Source organism: Flavisericum labens (assembly GCF_045446075.1).
Classification (GTDB): Bacteria; Bacteroidota; Bacteroidia; order Flavobacteriales; family Flavobacteriaceae; genus Flavisericum; species Flavisericum labens.
The window spans coordinates 150,413-167,632 of the sequence record NZ_JBJJBQ010000006.1; the positions used below are offsets into that span (position 1 = coordinate 150,413).

The following is a 17,220-nucleotide window of genomic DNA, read 5'->3' on the forward strand; positions in this document are numbered from 1 at the left end:
AAATCCAACTGACAGATGTTAGGGATATGTTAAAAATCTTATAACGCTGTTAATTAACGATTTATTAAGAATAGCTTTTAAGGAGACACTTCTCGTTAAGATTAATTAAATTTGCAAACTTTAAGTATGCTGATGTCGAGTAAACCATGATTAACATTCACAAAAAAACATTACAGGATTTAGAGTTTCAAACCGTTTTACAACAAGTAAGCGAACATTGTATTACACCGCTTGGAAACGAGAAAACCTTAGAAGTTTTACCTTATAGAACCAAGGAAGATCTATTGTTTTCTTTGAATTTAACCAACGATTATGTATCGTCTTTTTATAACGACAACCGCATACCTAATCATGGTTTCGATACTATTTCGAAAGAGATAAAGCTTTTAAATATCGAAAATACCTTTTTAGAGGTGTATGGTTTAAAGAAAATTGTTGCCATGTCTTCAACTGTGAATGAATTGGTTACTTATTTCAAAAAATTTGAGGAATATTATCCCCATTTAAATCAACTAACTTCACACATTGAGGTCACCAAAGCTTTAATTGAAAAAATAAACAGTATTGTTGATAGATTTGGTGATATAAAAGACAACGCCTCACCACTGCTTAATGACATCCGACAATCGATTAACAAAGTCAAAGGCAAAATAAATGCCAGCTTTACAACCGCTCTAAACATGTATCACGGACTTGAATATTTAGATGATATTCGAGAAACCGTTGTGGACAATAAGCGCGTTTTGGCTGTAAAGGCTATGTACCGTCGTAAAGTGAATGGCTCAATAATGGGTAGCAGTAAAACAGGTAGCATTGTTTACATAGAGCCCGAAACCACCATTCAGCATACACGCGAACTTAATAACTTAGAATACGAAGAAAAGGAAGAAATAACCCGAATTTTAAAAGAGGTCACCAACTTTATCCGTCCGTTTTTATCTTTATTAAAAGACTACCAAGAGTTTTTAATCAATATGGATGTTATTTCAGCAAAAGCGAAATACGCCAAATCGATGGATGCTATTCTGCCTGAGATTTCGGAAGACAAAAGCATGTATTTGCGTGATGCTTACCACCCATTGTTATATTTAACGAATTTAGAAAAAGTCGAAAAAACCTTTCCACAAACCATTTCTTTAGAAAAAGATAGCAGAATTATTGTTATTTCTGGCCCTAATGCCGGAGGAAAAAGTATTACCCTAAAAACCGTTGGGCTGCTTCAAGTTATGCTTCAAAGTGGCATGCTCATTCCCGTTCATGAGCGCAGCAAAGTGTGTTTGTTCGATAGGATTTTAAGCGATATTGGTGACAACCAATCCATAGAGAACCATTTGAGTACATACAGCTATCGCTTAAAGCAAATGAATTATTTCTTAAAAAAATGTAACAAGAATACACTTTTTTTAATTGACGAATTCGGTACCGGTAGTGACCCTGAACTAGGAGGCGCTTTGGCTGAAACTTTTTTAGAGGAGTTTTACCATCGTGAAGCTTTTGGCATAATTACCACGCATTATTCCAACTTAAAAATATTGGCCAACGAAATGCCTTTTATGCAAAACGCCAATATGTTGTTTGACGAACGCACGCTAGAGCCACTTTATAAACTGGTAATCGGTCAAGCTGGGAGTAGTTTCACTTTCGAGGTAGCGCAAAAAAATGGTATTCCCTATAGCCTAATCAATCGTGCCAAAAAGAAAATTGAACGTAGTAAAGTCCGTTTCGATGCCACCATTGCCAAGCTGCAAAAAGAACGTTCTCGTTTAGAAAAAACCGGTCAATCATTAAAAGCCAACGAAAAGAAAAAGATTGAGGAAACTGATAAACTTGAAGAAATAAACAGTAAAATCCAGAAAAAGCTAGAAAGCTACCAAGAGCTTTACGACACTAACCAACGCCTGATTTACCTTGGACAAAAAGTAAACGATTTGGCCGAAAATTACTTTGAAACCAAGCGAAAGAAAGATTTGATGTCTGAGCTTTTTAAATTGGTTCAAATTGAAAACTCTAAACGCAAAAGAGTCTCAACAAAACAAAAACGCGCGGAAAAAGCCAAAGAAAAACAAGTGGTGCAGGAAGTTGAAAAGAAGGTGGAAGTTATCAGAAAAAAGAAAAAGGCCGAAAAGAAGAAGAAAACTCTAGCACCAAAACCTAGACCCACATTAAAAGTAGGCGACCGTGTACGCATGGAAGACGGTCGTGCTATTGGAAGCATCCACAAAATTGAAAAAAACAAAGCTGTTGTAAATTATGGCATATTTACCACCAATGTTAGCATTGACCAATTGGAGTTAGTGGAAGCCGTTAAAAAATAACAGCCAGCACCAAGTTGTTGAATCTCACAACTTAAGGCACCGACTGCTTGAATAATAGTCTCTTTAGTAAATACGCCATGCGTAAAAATAAGTACGCATATCAATATCTGGATCTTCAGTTAGATTCACTCTAATATAATCATTCTTACCATTTTGTACATTCTTTAAAAGAATCTTCTCTTCTTTTTTTCCTAGATACTCGTTGGCAGACAGCAAATCATCTTCGGTAAATTCTGCGGATAGGATGATGTAGTCCTTTTCTAGATCAGGCATATACAATTCCACCTCTCGAGTATCATCATCTGAAGGGATAGACCAAAATGTATTTTCAGCCACGTTTATATAATTATTTGTAGTGCGTGTATAGGATACAAAGCCCTTACGCTTACCATCTTGATAAATGGCTGCATACATATTGCCATGCAATTTGATATCATTGTCGCCATTACTATCAACCATTCTTAATCCATGAAGCTGAATACCAAATTTTTGGTAAGCTGGATAGCATGTTCTAATATTATATTCGCTGGATAAAACCACATTGGCTATTGGGAAGCCATTTCTAATGTACCGCAGCGTATAGCCCAATGGCGCCCCTGGAGAATTGGCTGAATACTCACCACCTTCGGTGATATACTCATAAACCCCTTGTGGACCGGTAACCACTTTTGCTGCATCGCCCGATGACCCACCAATAACCAAAGCCTTTACGGTAGAGCTATCCCAAAACGATTGATGCTGCCCCTCGCCTCCAGCATTCCCACCGCTGAAAGCGGCATTAAAAGCAGCTTGGGTATCAGTAAATTTAGAGTTGGTTTCTACCGTATATATTAACATACGGCCATATTTTACAGACGAAACGATTACAGGGCTTGTAGCATTAAAACTTGGCATTTCATTAAAAAGTTTGCCAGGGTTTTGCTTGTCTTCAACAGTTAGATCTATGGTATAATACACTTGCAAATATTTAATAACATACTTATATTGTTTTTCTGAACTACTAAAATTGAAAGATCCGGAAATACTATTTTTTCCTTTAGAATAACTAGCGCCCAAAGCAACATTGAGATGCTCTTCGGAATAGACCTCTTCGGTAGTAAAAAATACTTCAGCTGAGGCCGACCCCGTAACACCTTGTTGAAGCATGTCTTTTACACTCTCCCTAACGGTGGCTAAATTTGGGTTTTCTACAACTGTAGATGGTTTTCCATTTAAATTCTCTAAAGAAACCGATAAAGTAATAGGGGCTCTACCTCCAGTAATTTCAATATATTCTCCAGTGGGAATGGATTCTCCTATTAGCATGGCCCCCGGATAAATAACATCGCTTGTCGGATCTAATAAAATCATTTCACTAAACCCGGGAGCCGTTTTGTATTTTTTAACGACACACTCATCGCTCTGCCCTTCGCGTTCTTTACTTACATCCTCTATAAATTCCTCTCCTGTGATTTCTGGCTGCTCAAAATTGCCCAAGCTTGCCAGCAGAGAATTGTTTTCTTGTAGGGTTTCTACTGAAATTTTACCGTCATCTACACTTTCCTTGCTACATCCATTACTTAATATTAAAATGAAAGCGAAAAGAAAACCGTAAACCATGTTTTTGATTGTTAATAGCTGTGTTTTCATAATTTCTGATTTTTTGTGATTCAACACTGTAAAACTATATATGGAAACACCTGAAAACTAATTTTTGGCATGGACAAACTATGGACATGAAGCGATAAACAAGTATGCTTTAAACATGGACTCCTTATTTTAAAAAAACAAAACCAAAACATTTAAACATTTGATTTACAATACCTTAATATAACTTAAATTGTTTTATAAAACACCTTTAAATGGACAACACATAGACACCTGGATTTTTTAAGGCTTTTCATATGTTTCAAGGAAAACCTTTTATCATTAACTTAGTAACATAAACACTTTTTATATGAAACCTAAATACTCATTGTTTATTTTATTTTTGGTGCTTTTTCAAATTGGAGGTTCTCAGAATAAAATGAATATCGATAGTCTTTTAACTGCATATGAAGCTCAAGCCATAGATACATTAAAAACTAGAACAACAAATAGTATTATAAACTACTATATGTACCGCTCACCAGACAAAGCAGAGTATTATGCAAAAGAACTGTTAAGGCTATCAAATCAACTGGAGTATAAATCTGGAATATCATTAGCATATTATCAATTAGGTATCCTTCATAACAATAAAGACAAAATTGATTCAGCAAAATATTATTACAACTCAAGCCTTAAAATTGCCAAAGAACTTAAAAATCAAGCATATATATCTCAATCTTATAGAGGGCTTGCTATTCTCGAATTCTCCCAAGGCAACCTTAATAATGCTGATAGCATCAATGATATAGACCTACTAAATTCCAAAAAACATAATGATTCTATAGGAATCGCTCTAGCTTATGATTTTAAAGGAACAATCAATCAGAATAAAGGCTACTACTCCCTTGCTTTGTCAAATAGCTTAAAGGGACTCGACATTTTTGAACAACTAGAAGACTCCATACGAATTGCTGACTGCTATAACCATTTGGCCACTATTGAACATAACTTGGGTAATTTGAACAAAGCCATTACTTACAACGAAAAGGCCCTTGAAATTTATAACGACTTTGGCGACACATATTATCAGGCCCAAGTTTTAAATGACATCGGCGTAATGTATAACCTTTTAAACCAAGAGGAAAAAGCATTAGTTTTTTTTAGAAGAAGTATTGAAAAAAGCAAATTAACACAAGTAAAGTCTTTGGAAGCTGCCGCAGAAACCAATATTGGTGAGTCCTATATAAAACAAGGACAATATGATAAAGCCATTGAACACCTAAATAAATCAATAGAAGTTTCAAAATCTATTAACGCCCTAAGACGAATCGCCATTGCAGAAAACAAAATGGCAAAACTTTATATTTTAAAAAATGAACCTGCCATTGCCCTAAAATACGTAAATAGCGCTCTTAATTACGCCGAAAAAAATGGAAACATATCCATTAAAAATTCAGCGTTGAAATACTTAAGTCAAGCCTACGAAAAACAAGGAAAAGCAAGTTTATCTCTAGAAGCTTTTAAAGCGTTCAAAATATTGAGTGACTCTATAATCAATACGAAAAAAATTAAAATTATTGAAGAATTAAGGACCACCTTTGATTTAGAAAAAAAAGAAGCCAAAATTGCATTACAAAACGAAGAAATTAAAACCCTAAATGTTCAAGCAAAAAACGACAAACTAACCAAATCACTTTATGGTATTGGTGCGTTTTCATTTTTAGCAATATCCGGACTTTTATTTTTTGGCTTTAAACAACGCATAAAAAAGAACCATATTGAGCACGAAAAACAAAAAGAAATCTACAAACAGGAAATAGAATTTAAAAAGAAAGAATTGGCATCACAAACCTTACATTTGGTTCAAAAAAACACCTTTATACAAGAATTGAAAAAGAATCTTGAAAAAATTAAAAAATCGCCTGAACTCTTTAAAGTAGAATTTAGAAGATTGGTGATGCTGCTAAAAAAAGAAAGTGCCGAAGACAAAGACTGGGAGGTTTTTAAATCCTACTTTTCTGAAGTACATAACAATTTCGACAATAAATTGAAAACTATTGATCCTAATGTTACCGAAAAGGAAATAAGGCTCGCTTCCTTTTTACGCATGAACCTATCCACAAAAGAAATTGCATCCATGCTTAATGTGCTACCCGAGAGTGTTCTAAAAAGTAAATACCGTCTAAAAAAGAAACTTAACCTAGACAAAGAAACAGATTTAACCGACTTTTTAAACAGGCTTTAAAGCCTTATCTTTGTAACGTTTTGCCATTCCTGCGAAAGCAGGAATCTACAATGAACTTAAATCTCTCAAAAAAAAGATTCCTGCCTTGGCAGGAATGACAGTTATGGTAAACCTCCCTAAAAACAAAAAACTTATCCTCTTTGATGGTGTTTGCAATTTATGTACCGGCAGTGTTCAATACGTTATTAAGCAAGACAAAAACAACCTTTTTATGTTTGCCGCATTGCAAAGTGACATAGGTAAGATAATTATTGAAAAGTTTAAGATTGACACTTCTAAAACCGATTCCATTCTGCTTTACTCCCCAGAAAAAGGGATTGAGCACAAATCAACCGCCGCTTTAAAAATAGCATCAAAGCTAAGGTTTCCAATAAACTTGATGGTTGTGTTTTTTATCATTCCAACGTTTATTAGGAATGGGGTTTACGACTATATTGCCAAAAACCGATACAAGTGGTATGGTAAAAAAGACGCTTGTATGATTCCTACTCCCGAATTGAAAAGTAAATTTTTACAATAGCTTGTTTGTAATGTTTTCCATAGCACAATTACAGCTAGTTAATTATGTGATTTCTCTCTGCGTTCGAAATGACTTGTAAATTATAACTAACACCTGTAAAGTCATGTAGAAATGAGCCACGATTGAGACATCGCATAAAATATCAAAACAATACGCTTAATTTTTTAATCGCATTTTTCGCATAGCTTATTCTTCCACCAGACTCCCCCACTCGGTCCAAGAACCATCATAAACAGCCAGGTTTGTATAACCAGATATATCTGCCCCCAACGCCAAAACGCATGCCGTAATTCCTGAGCCGCATGAAAAAATAACACGGCTATCCTTTTTATTTAAAAGTTTGAAAAAAGCATGTTCCAAAGCCTCTTTTTGTTTCAACTTGCCATCTTCCAATAAATCCGTAAAAGGTAAATTTACTGAATTTGGAATATTCCCCATTCGCAAGCCTTCGCGGGGTTCTGGCTCCAGACTTTTAAATCGGCCAGCCGATCGGGCATCAATTATGGTGTGGGTCTTGTGTTTTGAGGCTTCTTTAACATCTTCAAAAAACTGCATGAACCCAGGTTGTAAATGGGCTTCAAAATCTCCAATATTGCCTGAATATGCTTTCATCGGTTCAGCCGGAAATTCCATTTTTTGCCAGGCCAGAAAACCACCGTTCAACACAGCGACGTTTTCAAAACCAAAAGCTTTAAATAGCCACCAAACACGTGCACTTGAGTAAATGCCCTTGTCATCATAAACCACAATGGCACTGTTCTTATTAATACCTAATGCCCGAGCTTCTTTTTGAAATTGTTCTTCAGAAGGAAAAGCACTGGGAAACGGGTCATCTGTATTACTAAACTTCTTTTTGATATCGAAAAATCGAGCATTTTTAATCTGCTTTTGAGAAGTATTAAAGGTTTTATTAATCGTTCCGTCTAAAACAATAAGATTTTTGGCATTTAAGTTTTCATTTAGCCATTCAACTGAAACAATAGGTGATTTTAAGTCCATGTTCAAACTGTTTATTTCACTTCATCATAATGATCATCCCATTCTTTAGGGTGCGGATCATGAAGCTTATCTAAAGATTTAGCAACCATCATTGAAACCGTGGCATCTCCTGTAACATTTACAACGGTTCTACACATATCCAACGGTCTATCAACCGCAAAAATCAGCGCCAAACCAATAGGCAATAATTCAGCCGGAAAACCAATAGACTCCAATACAATAACGAGCATCACCATACCAGCACTTGGCACGGCGGCACTACCAATAGATGCCAACAATGCCGTTAAAACGATAACCAATTGGTTGGTGAATGTTAATCCTTCTGGCCAAATTACCTGCATAATAAAGACGGCAGCAATCCCTTGGTACAAACTGGTACCATCCATATTAACAGTTGCTCCAACTGGGAGAACAAAACCAGACACCTCTTTATCCACACCTATATGTTCTTCCACGCGTTCCATGGTAACAGGCAAAGTAGCCGCACTACTACTGGTTGAAAATGCTAACAATTGCGCCGGACTTATTTGTTTTAAAAACCATAGCGGCGATTTTTTGGTGTAAACGCTAACCAGAATGAGGTAGAAACATATCATTAAAATGAGTCCACCAACAACACAAAGCGAATAATAAACGAGTTTGATAAGTATTTCGGCATCATCAAACGCAATAATAACATTGGCTAGAAGGGCGAAAACAGCATATGGCGCAAAAAGCATAATTAAATCGACCATTTTCATGACGACTTCATTTAGCGAATCAAAAAAATCTATAAGGGGTTTGGCTTTTTTTTCTCCTATTAAAAGCAAACAGATACCAACAAATAACGCAAAAAATATAATCTGAAGCATGGAAGCATCAGCAAACGACTGAAATATGTTACTTGGAAATATATCAACCAGTGCTCGAAGCGGTCCTGCATCTTTTTGTGCACTGGCTTCTGTGATTTTATCGGTTACTCCAGCGTCGTTTTCATATTTAAGTTTGATTTTTTCAATGGTGTCCTGCGGCATGCCAACGCCAGGTTTTAATGTATTTACAATACTTAATCCTATTATAATGGCAACAAGGGTAGTTCCTATATAAATAGAAATAGTACGCAGGCCCATCGATTTGATTTTAGAAATATCCTTTAAATCTGAAATTCCTTTGATTAAGGACGCTAAAATTAAAGGAACGGCGATAAGCTTTAAAAGATTGATAAATATGGTTCCGAAGGGTGAAACCCAATCGGTTACGAAATTTTTTCCGCCATCTACGTTATTCATAATAAACCCAAATATGATTCCGAGAACCATACCTATAATTATTTTCCAGTGTAGTGCTAGTTTTTTCATAAAAAGCTTCTATGGGTTTTTGACGTTAATTTCTAATTGAGATAAATTTGAGACAAGATAAGTTATTTTACTTGGTTTAAAAACCATGTAAACAAAATCATCCCGCCTTAGAAATAAAAGTCGGGATGAAATTAATTTTATTATCAGCTAAAAATGAAACCGTTATATTTAGGCAATGCTCTTAATTTCTTCAATAAACTTATCGCCTAAAGCATTGGCTTCCTCCTGTGATTTGGCCTCGGTATATATTCGAATAATAGGTTCGGTATTACTCTTGCGCAGGTGTACCCAACTTTCGGCAAAATCTATCTTTACACCGTCAATGGTGGTTAGTTTTTCATTTTTGTAACGCTCTTCCATGGTCTTTAAAATACCATCAACATCCAATCCTGGAGTCAGTTCAATCTTCTTTTTACCCATAAAATAGCTCGGATAGGTTTTTCTTAGGGCACTAACGCTTATATTTTGATCAGCCAAATGGCTTAAAAACAAAGCCACTCCCACTAAAGCATCTCGCCCGTAATGCGAGGCTGGGTAAATAATACCGCCGTTACCTTCACCACCAATAACCACTTTGTTTTTCTTCATTAATTTCACAACATTAACCTCTCCTACTGCACTGGCTTCATAGGTGCCACCATGTTTTTCAGTAACATCTCTTAAAGCTCTCGTTGAACTCATGTTACTCACGGTATTGCCCGGTGTTCTGCTCAATACGTAATCGGCACAAGCCACCAAAGTGTATTCTTCGCCAAACATGTCGCCGTTTTCATCCATAAAGGCTAAACGGTCTACATCGGGGTCTACAACAATACCAAAATCGGCGTTATGTTTCTTCACAGCTTCCGATAAATCCGTTAAATGTTCCTTTAACGGCTCTGGATTGTGTGGAAAATGTCCGTTAGGCTCACAGTGGATTTTTATTACATCAACACCTAAACGCTCTAAAAGTAACGGGATGGCTATACCTCCTGTGGAGTTTACACCATCGACAACAACCCTAAACCTAGCCTCTTCAATAGCTTTTACGTTAACCAAATCTAAATCCAGCACCTCAATAATGTGCAAATCTATATAAGCTTGGTTTTTGGTTATTTTCCCTAAATGGTCAACATCGGCAAAGTCCATATTACCTCTTTCGGCAATGTCCAAGATTTTTGCGCCTTCCACAGCATCCAAAAACTCTCCTTTTTCATTTAAAAGTTTTAAGGCATTCCACTGTTTTGGGTTATGACTAGCCGTTAAAATAATACCGCCATCGGCATGCTCCAGTGGTACGGCAACTTCTACCGTTGGGGTTGTGGAGAGCCCAATATTTACCACGTCAATGCCCATGCCTATAAGCGTATTCATCACCAAATTCTGCATCATTTTCCCCGAAATACGGGCATCGCGCCCTACCACTACTTTATGGTTTTCTTTGTTACGCTGCTGTTTTAACCAAACACCGTAAGCCGACGCAAACTTTACGGCATCAATGGGCGTAAGGTTTTCGCCTACTTTTCCGCCTATGGTACCCCGAATTCCAGAAATAGATTTTATAAGTGTCATAACGTATTTTAAAAAGTTAAATGACAAATATAGTATTTCAAAATGGGTTTTCTTAACGTGGAATTTGTAAATTTCAACCATGAATTATTTGGCGCATATTTACCTTTCAGGAGAAAATGATTTAGTTACTATTGGAAATTTTATTGCAGATGGCATAAAAGGCAGTAAATACAAAAAGTACCCCAAGAATATCCAGATTGGTGTTTTGTTACACAGATATATTGACACTTATACCGATGCTCATAAAACTGTAAGATTGAGTACCAAGCGGCTTCATAAAAAATACGGACATTATTCTGGGATTATTGTCGACATACTTTATGACCATTTTTTAGCCAAAAACTGGGACAGATATTCTGATGTACCGTTAGGCGAATATGTTGAAACATTTTACGATTCATTAGAGGAACATTACGAAATCCTTCCTTTGCGAATTCAAAAAATGATGCCTTATTTGTTAGCCGATAATTGGTTATTGAGTTATGCTTCCATTGATGGTATTTCACGAGTTTTGGATGGTATGAACAGACGTACAAAAAACAGGTCTAGCATGAACGAGGCTGTGGTTGAACTTGAAGAATTCTACACCGAATTTGAAAACGAATTCTCTAATTTTTTCGATGAACTCATTCAATTTTCCAAGCTTAAATTAGAAGAATTAGATCAAACCATATGAAACGCGGTTATATTATTATTTTAATACTTTTCGTTTTTTTTACGTCCTGTAAAAAAACGGTTAAACCTGTTGAGAACAAAAGAGGTGTTATCTCAAAAAATGCCATGGTAGTTTCTGCTCGGGCTGAAGCTTCAGAAATAGCGCTTGATATTATGAAAAAAGGAGGAAATGCTTTTGATGCTATGATAGCCACAGAAATGGCTCTAGCCGTCGCCTACCCCTACGCTGGTAATTTAGGTGGGGGCGGTTTCATGGTTTACCGAAAAGCAAAAGGGGAAACAGGCGTTTTAGATTATAGAGAAAAAGCTCCTTTGGCAGCCACCAAAAACATGTATTTGGATGCAAGTGGCCATGTTATTCCAGATAAAAGTACGTTGGGCTCAATGGCCATTGGTGTTCCTGGAACCATTGCGGGAGTATTTGCCGTGCATAAAAAATTAGGCTCACTTTCTATGGAAGATATTTTAAAACCGGTCATCAACTTAGCGTATAAAGGGGTTGTGGTTACCAAAAAACAAGAAGACCGTATTAAAGAATATCAACCTTTTTTTCCTAAAGTGAACAAAGATTCCATTCCGTTTGATAAACACTGGAAAACCAACGACACCATTAAATACCCCTTATTAGCCCAAACCTTAGAGCGTATTTTAAAAAATGGCCGCGATGAGTTTTATAAAGGGGGGACCGCGAAAGCTTTAGCTAAATTCATTCAGGAAAATGGAGGTATTATCACCGAAGCCGATTTAAATAAATATGAAGCCATTTGGAGAAAACCGATTAGTTTCACTTATGATGATTTAACGGTTCATTCCGTTCCGCCTCCCTCAAGTGGTGGTATTTGTTTGGCTCAAATCATGAAAATGGTGGAGCCTTTTCATTTAGATGAACTTGGACACAATTCACTAAAAACCATCCAAGTAATTACTGAAGCTGAGCGTCGTGCCTATGCGGACCGGAGCTTTTATTTGGGGGATTCCGATTTCGTCAAAATTCCTGATAGCATCCTTATCAATGAAGTTTATTTAAGAGGACGTATGATGGATTTTTCTTTTAAAAAGGCCACAAAATCTAGTAAAATATCCCATGGAAATATAGAAATAATTGAAAGTGACGAAACCACCCACTACTCCATTGTAGACCCCTATGGAAATGCCGTTGCCGTTACCACTACGCTAAATGGTGCTTATGGTTCTAAGTTGTATTGTTCTGAGCTTGGCTTTTTCCTTAATAATGAAATGGACGATTTTAGTAGCAAACCTGGTGAGCCCAATATGTTTGGACTTATTGGGGCTGAAGCTAACAGTATTGCTCCCGAAAAGCGTATGTTAAGCGCTATGACACCAACGATTGTTGAAAAAAATGACGAATTTTATATGTCGCTTGGCACGCCCGGGGGCTCAACCATTATAACCACCGTTTTACAAACCATTTTAAATGTTCATGAATTTGGCATGACCATGCAAGAGGCTATTGACGCTCCGCGTTTTCATCACCAATGGCTGCCCGATGAAATACGCATGGAACCCGATTCGTTTGATGAGTCTTTAAAAGAAAACCTCGTGGAAAAAGGCTATTCCATTAATGAGGAGCATTCACCAGTAATTGGCCGTGTCGATGCAATACTCGTTTTAGAGGATGAATCGTATGAGGGTGGTGCCGATTATCGAGGGGATGATACTGCCGTCGGTTTTTAGCGATTTTCTTTTTCTTAAAGCCGCTTATTTAATAATTTGGGTCTTGATTATTATGGGTTTCCATTTACACCAAAACGATGAAATCAAAAAAAACATTAAAAATTATTGCGGGAGTAGTCATTTTTTTCACCCTGCCCAGTCTTCTTTTTTTTGGTTTTATGTATATAAAGTATAATGAAGACCTTCCCATTGGAATAGAGGGGCCAAAAGCTGATGCTTTAGCGCATAAAATGCTCGATGCCCTAGACTACAACGCTTATGAAAACACTAATTACATTGAGTGGACCTTTAAAAAACGTCGCCATTACCAATGGGACAAAACAAAGCAAACCTGTGTTGTTTTCTGGAAAGAAAACAAAGTCGTTCTCAATTTAAGCGATTATACCAAAAGTGAGGTGTACATCCACAATTTTAGGAGCGAAAACGATATGGTAGAAGACCTTATAGAAAAAGCCATTGGTTATTTTGAAAACGATTCATTCTGGCTGGTTGCGCCCTACAAAGTTTTTGACAAAGGCACAAAGCGCCAATTGATAAAAACCGAAACCAACAAAGATGCTTTACTTGTAACCTATACCTCTGGGGGCTCAACACCTGGAGACTCCTATTTATGGCATCTCGAGGATAACGGGAAACCAATAAGATTCCAAATGTGGGTAAACATACTGCCCATTGGTGGATTGGAAGCTACTTGGTCCGACTGGACCACCACAGAAAGCGGTGCCCTATTACCAATTTTCCATAAGTTTTTATTCTTCGGATTGGAATTAACGGGTGTTAAAGGCACGAAATAATTTACTTACTTCGCTGCCCAACAAAATGATGAGTTTTCGATTTAAACAAAACGTTAAAACTAGTTAAACTACCATAAATCCTAGTGATGTACTGTTGTAAATCTATCTTTTGCTGTTCGTCTAAATCACTGGCATTAATGCGCTGCTCCATTACACGCAATCGGTCTCTAACCATAATAATCTTATGAAAAAACTTATCGATAGGCAATTCGTAAGGTTTTAGGCTTTCTTCTTCAGGTTGAAGAATTAGTTTGCCTCCTTTAAACTTATCAGAAATTGGGACAATTTCACTAGCATCGCTCCATTTTTTAAGAATTTGTACCAAACTACTTTCAACTTCAGAAAAACTTATGGTATCTACATCGCCATCAGCAGCTTCAATGACTTCAAAATCACTATCCAAATCAATGGTTTCCAACCCATCTTCTATAAAAGTTACCCAATAATGTTGTGATGTAACGTTGGTTACAACACCTTTTCCATATTCTGGATGATCAATTCGAGAACCTATTCCTAATAATTTCATTTACTTAGTTTTTGTAAAAAGAACATTTGTTTTCAAACACAATAATAATAAATCCAAAACAAAACTTCACAACAATTTAACAACTAATATTGTACCTTTGCACTTTTGCCATTTTATGAGTGAATTTACCGATTTTATTGAAGTAAAAGGTGCTAGAGCGCATAACTTAAAAAACATTGATGTTTCCATTCCTAGAGAAAAATTGGTGGTAATCACCGGGCTTTCTGGCAGCGGAAAATCCTCGTTGGCATTTGATACCATTTATGCTGAAGGCCAGCGCCGTTACATTGAAACATTTTCGGCCTATGCACGTCAATTTTTAGGTGGTTTGGAGCGGCCCGATGTTGACAAAATTGACGGCTTGTCACCTGTTATTGCCATAGAGCAAAAAACAACCAGTAAATCACCACGGTCTACGGTAGGTACAATTACCGAAATTTATGATTTTTTACGACTGCTTTTTGCACGTGCCAGTGATGCCTACAGTTACAACACAGGCGATAAAATGGTTAGCTACAGCGATGAGCAAATAAAAGAACTCATCATCAAAGATTTTAACGGGAAGCGCATTAACGTTCTATCGCCAGTTGTACGCTCCCGAAAAGGGCATTATCGCGAACTGTTCGAGCAAATTGCAAAACAAGGGTTTGTAAAGGTTCGGACGGATGGCGAGATTCGAGATATTGTAAAGGGGATGAAACTGGACCGCTACAAAACCCATGATATCGAAATTGTTATCGATAGGTTAGTTATTAATGACGACGTTGATAATGACAAACGACTTACCGAAACCATTAATACCGGCATGTATCACGGGGAAGACGTGCTTTTGGTGATTGACCAAGACACTAAAGAAACAAGGTATTTCAGTCGAAATTTAATGTGTCCATCAAGCGGAATATCGTACCCTAACCCTGAACCAAACAACTTTTCGTTCAACTCGCCAAAAGGGGCTTGTCCTAATTGCAATGGTATTGGAACCTTGTTTCAAATTAACGAAAACAAGATTGTACCGGACGAAAATTTATCCATAAAAAATGGAGCTTTGGCGCCTCATGGTCCTGAAAAAAACAGTTGGATTTTTAAACAATTGGCGACCATTGCACAACGTTTCGATTTTAAATTGTCGGATGCTTACAAAGACATCCCCAAAGAAGCCAAAGACATGATTCTTTATGGTGGCAACGAAAAATTTTCGGTGGAAAGCAAAACTTTGGGAGTTACCAGAGATTACAAAATAGACTTTGAAGGTGTGACCAACTTTATTGAAAATCAATACAAAACAGCCGAATCGACCTCATTAAAACGCTGGGCAAAAGATTATATGGACAAAGTAAATTGTCCGGTTTGTGAAGGTTCAAGACTCAAAAAAGAATCACTCTATTTCAAAATAAACAAAAAAAATATAGCTGAACTGGCCAATACAGACATAGTTGAATTAGCAGATTGGTTCAATAATTTGCACAAGCATCTTTCAGAAAAGCAAATAAAGATTGCAGAAGAGGTTGTTAAGGAAATAAAATCCCGATTGCAGTTTCTTTTGGATGTTGGCTTGGATTATTTAGCATTAAATCGCAGCTCGAAATCCTTGTCTGGCGGTGAAGCACAACGCATTCGTTTAGCGACACAAATTGGCTCACAGCTGGTGGGAGTTCTGTATATACTAGATGAACCTAGTATTGGTTTGCACCAGCGTGATAATGAAAAACTGATTAATTCTCTGGTTTCACTTCGCGATATTGGCAATTCAGTTATTGTGGTTGAGCATGATAAAGATATGATTGAGCGCGCCGATTACGTTATTGACATAGGTCCAAAAGCGGGAAAACACGGTGGTGAAATTATAAGTATTGGCGACCCAGATGCGCTAAAAACACACAACACACTTACGGCCGATTACCTTAACGGAAAAAAAGAAATCGAAGTCCCAAAAAGCCGCCGTGAGGGCAACGGTAAGTTTTTAGAACTAAAAGGTTGTACCGGAAATAACCTTAAAAATGTATCCGTAAAATTTCCTTTAGGAAAAATGATAGGCGTAACCGGTGTTTCTGGTAGTGGAAAATCTACTCTAATAAACGAAACCCTCTACCCTATTTTAAACGCCCATTATTTTAATGGTGTTAAAAAACCCATGCCCTATAAAAGCATAAAGGGTTTAGAACATATTGATAAGGTAATTGATATTAACCAGTCGCCCATTGGCAGAACTCCTAGAAGTAATCCAGCAACATATACGGGCACTTTTAGTGAAATCAGGAGTTTATTTGCCAAAATCCCCGAAGCCATGATACGGGGCTACAAGCCAGGACGATTTAGTTTTAATGTGAAAGGCGGCCGTTGTGAAACCTGCCAAGGAGCTGGGCTGCGCGTTATTGAAATGAATTTTCTCCCTGATGTTTATGTAGATTGCGAAATCTGCCAAGGCAAACGTTTTAATCGTGAAACACTTGAAATTCGTTATAAAGGAAAATCCATCAGCGATGTGCTGAACATGACCATTAACGAAGCCGTTGAGTTTTTTGAACATATTCCCAAAATCCACAAAAAGCTAAAAACCATCAAAGATGTCGGTTTAGGATATATTACCTTAGGGCAACAAAGCACTACTCTATCTGGTGGAGAAGCCCAACGAATCAAACTGGCTACCGAACTATCAAAAAGAGATACAGGCAATACGTTTTATATTTTAGATGAGCCTACCACCGGTCTTCATTTTGAAGATATTAGGGTGCTAATGTTGGTTTTAAACAAATTGGTAAACAAAGGCAATACCGTGCTAATCATTGAGCACAATTTAGATGTTATTAAAACCGTAGACTATATTATTGATATTGGTTATGAAGGCGGAAAAGGTGGGGGAAAAATTGTTGCAAAAGGCACCCCAGAAGAAATTCTGAAAGATAAAAAAAGTTACACGGCTCAATTTTTAAAAAAGGAATTGAAGTAAATGCAACATCACAAACACCGTTTGCTCAAACCATTAACAAGTTAACT

General features: G+C 36.9%; 12 protein-coding genes. 7 read left to right on the forward strand and 5 right to left on the reverse strand.

The window, feature by feature from the left end:
• The first annotated feature begins 146 nt into the window (after nucleotides 1-146).
• The gene (locus ACIEHO_RS11485; protein WP_406971803.1) at nucleotides 147-2,315 is read left to right on the forward strand and encodes an endonuclease MutS2; all 2,169 of its coding nucleotides are present in this window, start codon (nucleotides 147-149) and stop codon (nucleotides 2,313-2,315) included.
• Nucleotides 2,316-2,378: 63 nt separating this feature from the next.
• Here the strand turns inward: ACIEHO_RS11485 and ACIEHO_RS11490 are convergent, their stop codons facing one another.
• The gene (locus ACIEHO_RS11490) at nucleotides 2,379-3,944 is read right to left on the reverse strand and encodes a thiol-activated cytolysin family protein (RefSeq protein WP_406971805.1); all 1,566 of its coding nucleotides are present in this window, start codon (nucleotides 3,942-3,944) and stop codon (nucleotides 2,379-2,381) included.
• 307 nt (nucleotides 3,945-4,251) lie between these two features.
• On the opposite strand from ACIEHO_RS11490, the gene ACIEHO_RS11495 reads away from it, so the two are divergent.
• Together ACIEHO_RS11495 and ACIEHO_RS11500 are read left to right on the forward strand one after the other, a co-directional pair.
• A complete protein-coding gene (locus ACIEHO_RS11495; RefSeq protein ID WP_406971807.1) occupies nucleotides 4,252-6,129 on the forward strand; it encodes a tetratricopeptide repeat protein in 1,878 nt (625 codons plus the stop codon).
• Between the two features lie 94 nt (nucleotides 6,130-6,223).
• The gene (locus tag ACIEHO_RS11500; protein ID WP_406971899.1) at nucleotides 6,224-6,649 is read left to right on the forward strand and encodes a thiol-disulfide oxidoreductase DCC family protein; all 426 of its coding nucleotides are present in this window, start codon (nucleotides 6,224-6,226) and stop codon (nucleotides 6,647-6,649) included.
• A gap of 186 nt (nucleotides 6,650-6,835) precedes the next feature.
• Here ACIEHO_RS11500 and ACIEHO_RS11505 read toward each other — a convergent pair whose 3' ends face one another.
• The 3 genes from ACIEHO_RS11505 to glmM all read right to left on the reverse strand — a co-directional run bounded on the left by ACIEHO_RS11505 (nucleotide 6,836) and on the right by glmM (nucleotide 10,536).
• Nucleotides 6,836-7,648 (reverse strand): sulfurtransferase, encoded by an 813-nt coding sequence (locus tag ACIEHO_RS11505; RefSeq protein ID WP_406971809.1) that lies wholly within the window; start codon nucleotides 7,646-7,648, stop codon nucleotides 6,836-6,838.
• A gap of 11 nt (nucleotides 7,649-7,659) precedes the next feature.
• Complete coding sequence (locus ACIEHO_RS11510; protein ID WP_406971811.1) at nucleotides 7,660-8,985, reverse strand: dicarboxylate/amino acid:cation symporter; 1,326 nt, start codon at nucleotides 8,983-8,985, stop codon at nucleotides 7,660-7,662.
• Between the two features lie 168 nt (nucleotides 8,986-9,153).
• Nucleotides 9,154-10,536, reverse strand: a complete 1,383-nt coding sequence (gene glmM / locus ACIEHO_RS11515; protein WP_406971813.1) for a phosphoglucosamine mutase — start codon at nucleotides 10,534-10,536, stop codon at nucleotides 9,154-9,156.
• Nucleotides 10,537-10,615: 79 nt separating this feature from the next.
• Between glmM and ACIEHO_RS11520 the strand changes: the two genes are divergently transcribed.
• The 3 genes from ACIEHO_RS11520 to ACIEHO_RS11530 all read left to right on the forward strand — a co-directional run bounded on the left by ACIEHO_RS11520 (nucleotide 10,616) and on the right by ACIEHO_RS11530 (nucleotide 13,700).
• Nucleotides 10,616-11,212 carry an acyl carrier protein phosphodiesterase gene (locus ACIEHO_RS11520; protein ID WP_406971815.1) on the forward strand — a complete coding sequence of 199 codons (597 nt, stop codon included), beginning with the start codon at nucleotides 10,616-10,618 and terminating at the stop codon, nucleotides 11,210-11,212.
• Nucleotides 11,209-12,906 (forward strand): gamma-glutamyltransferase, encoded by a 1,698-nt coding sequence (ggt, locus tag ACIEHO_RS11525; RefSeq protein ID WP_406971817.1) that lies wholly within the window; start codon nucleotides 11,209-11,211, stop codon nucleotides 12,904-12,906. The genes ACIEHO_RS11520 and ggt overlap by 4 nt, the downstream gene beginning before the upstream one ends.
• A 77-nt stretch (nucleotides 12,907-12,983) precedes the next feature.
• Nucleotides 12,984-13,700 carry a hypothetical protein gene (locus ACIEHO_RS11530; RefSeq protein WP_406971819.1) on the forward strand — a complete coding sequence of 239 codons (717 nt, stop codon included), beginning with the start codon at nucleotides 12,984-12,986 and terminating at the stop codon, nucleotides 13,698-13,700.
• Between the two features lies 1 nt (nucleotide 13,701).
• On the opposite strand, the gene ACIEHO_RS11535 is transcribed toward ACIEHO_RS11530, so the two are convergent.
• Nucleotides 13,702-14,226 carry a hypothetical protein gene (locus ACIEHO_RS11535; RefSeq protein WP_406971821.1) on the reverse strand — a complete coding sequence of 175 codons (525 nt, stop codon included), beginning with the start codon at nucleotides 14,224-14,226 and terminating at the stop codon, nucleotides 13,702-13,704.
• A 115-nt stretch (nucleotides 14,227-14,341) separates the two neighbouring features.
• Here ACIEHO_RS11535 and uvrA point away from each other — a divergent pair, with 115 nt between their 5' ends.
• Nucleotides 14,342-17,173, forward strand: a complete 2,832-nt coding sequence (uvrA, locus tag ACIEHO_RS11540) for an excinuclease ABC subunit UvrA (RefSeq protein ID WP_406971823.1) — start codon at nucleotides 14,342-14,344, stop codon at nucleotides 17,171-17,173.
• Nucleotides 17,174-17,220 lie beyond the last annotated feature (47 nt).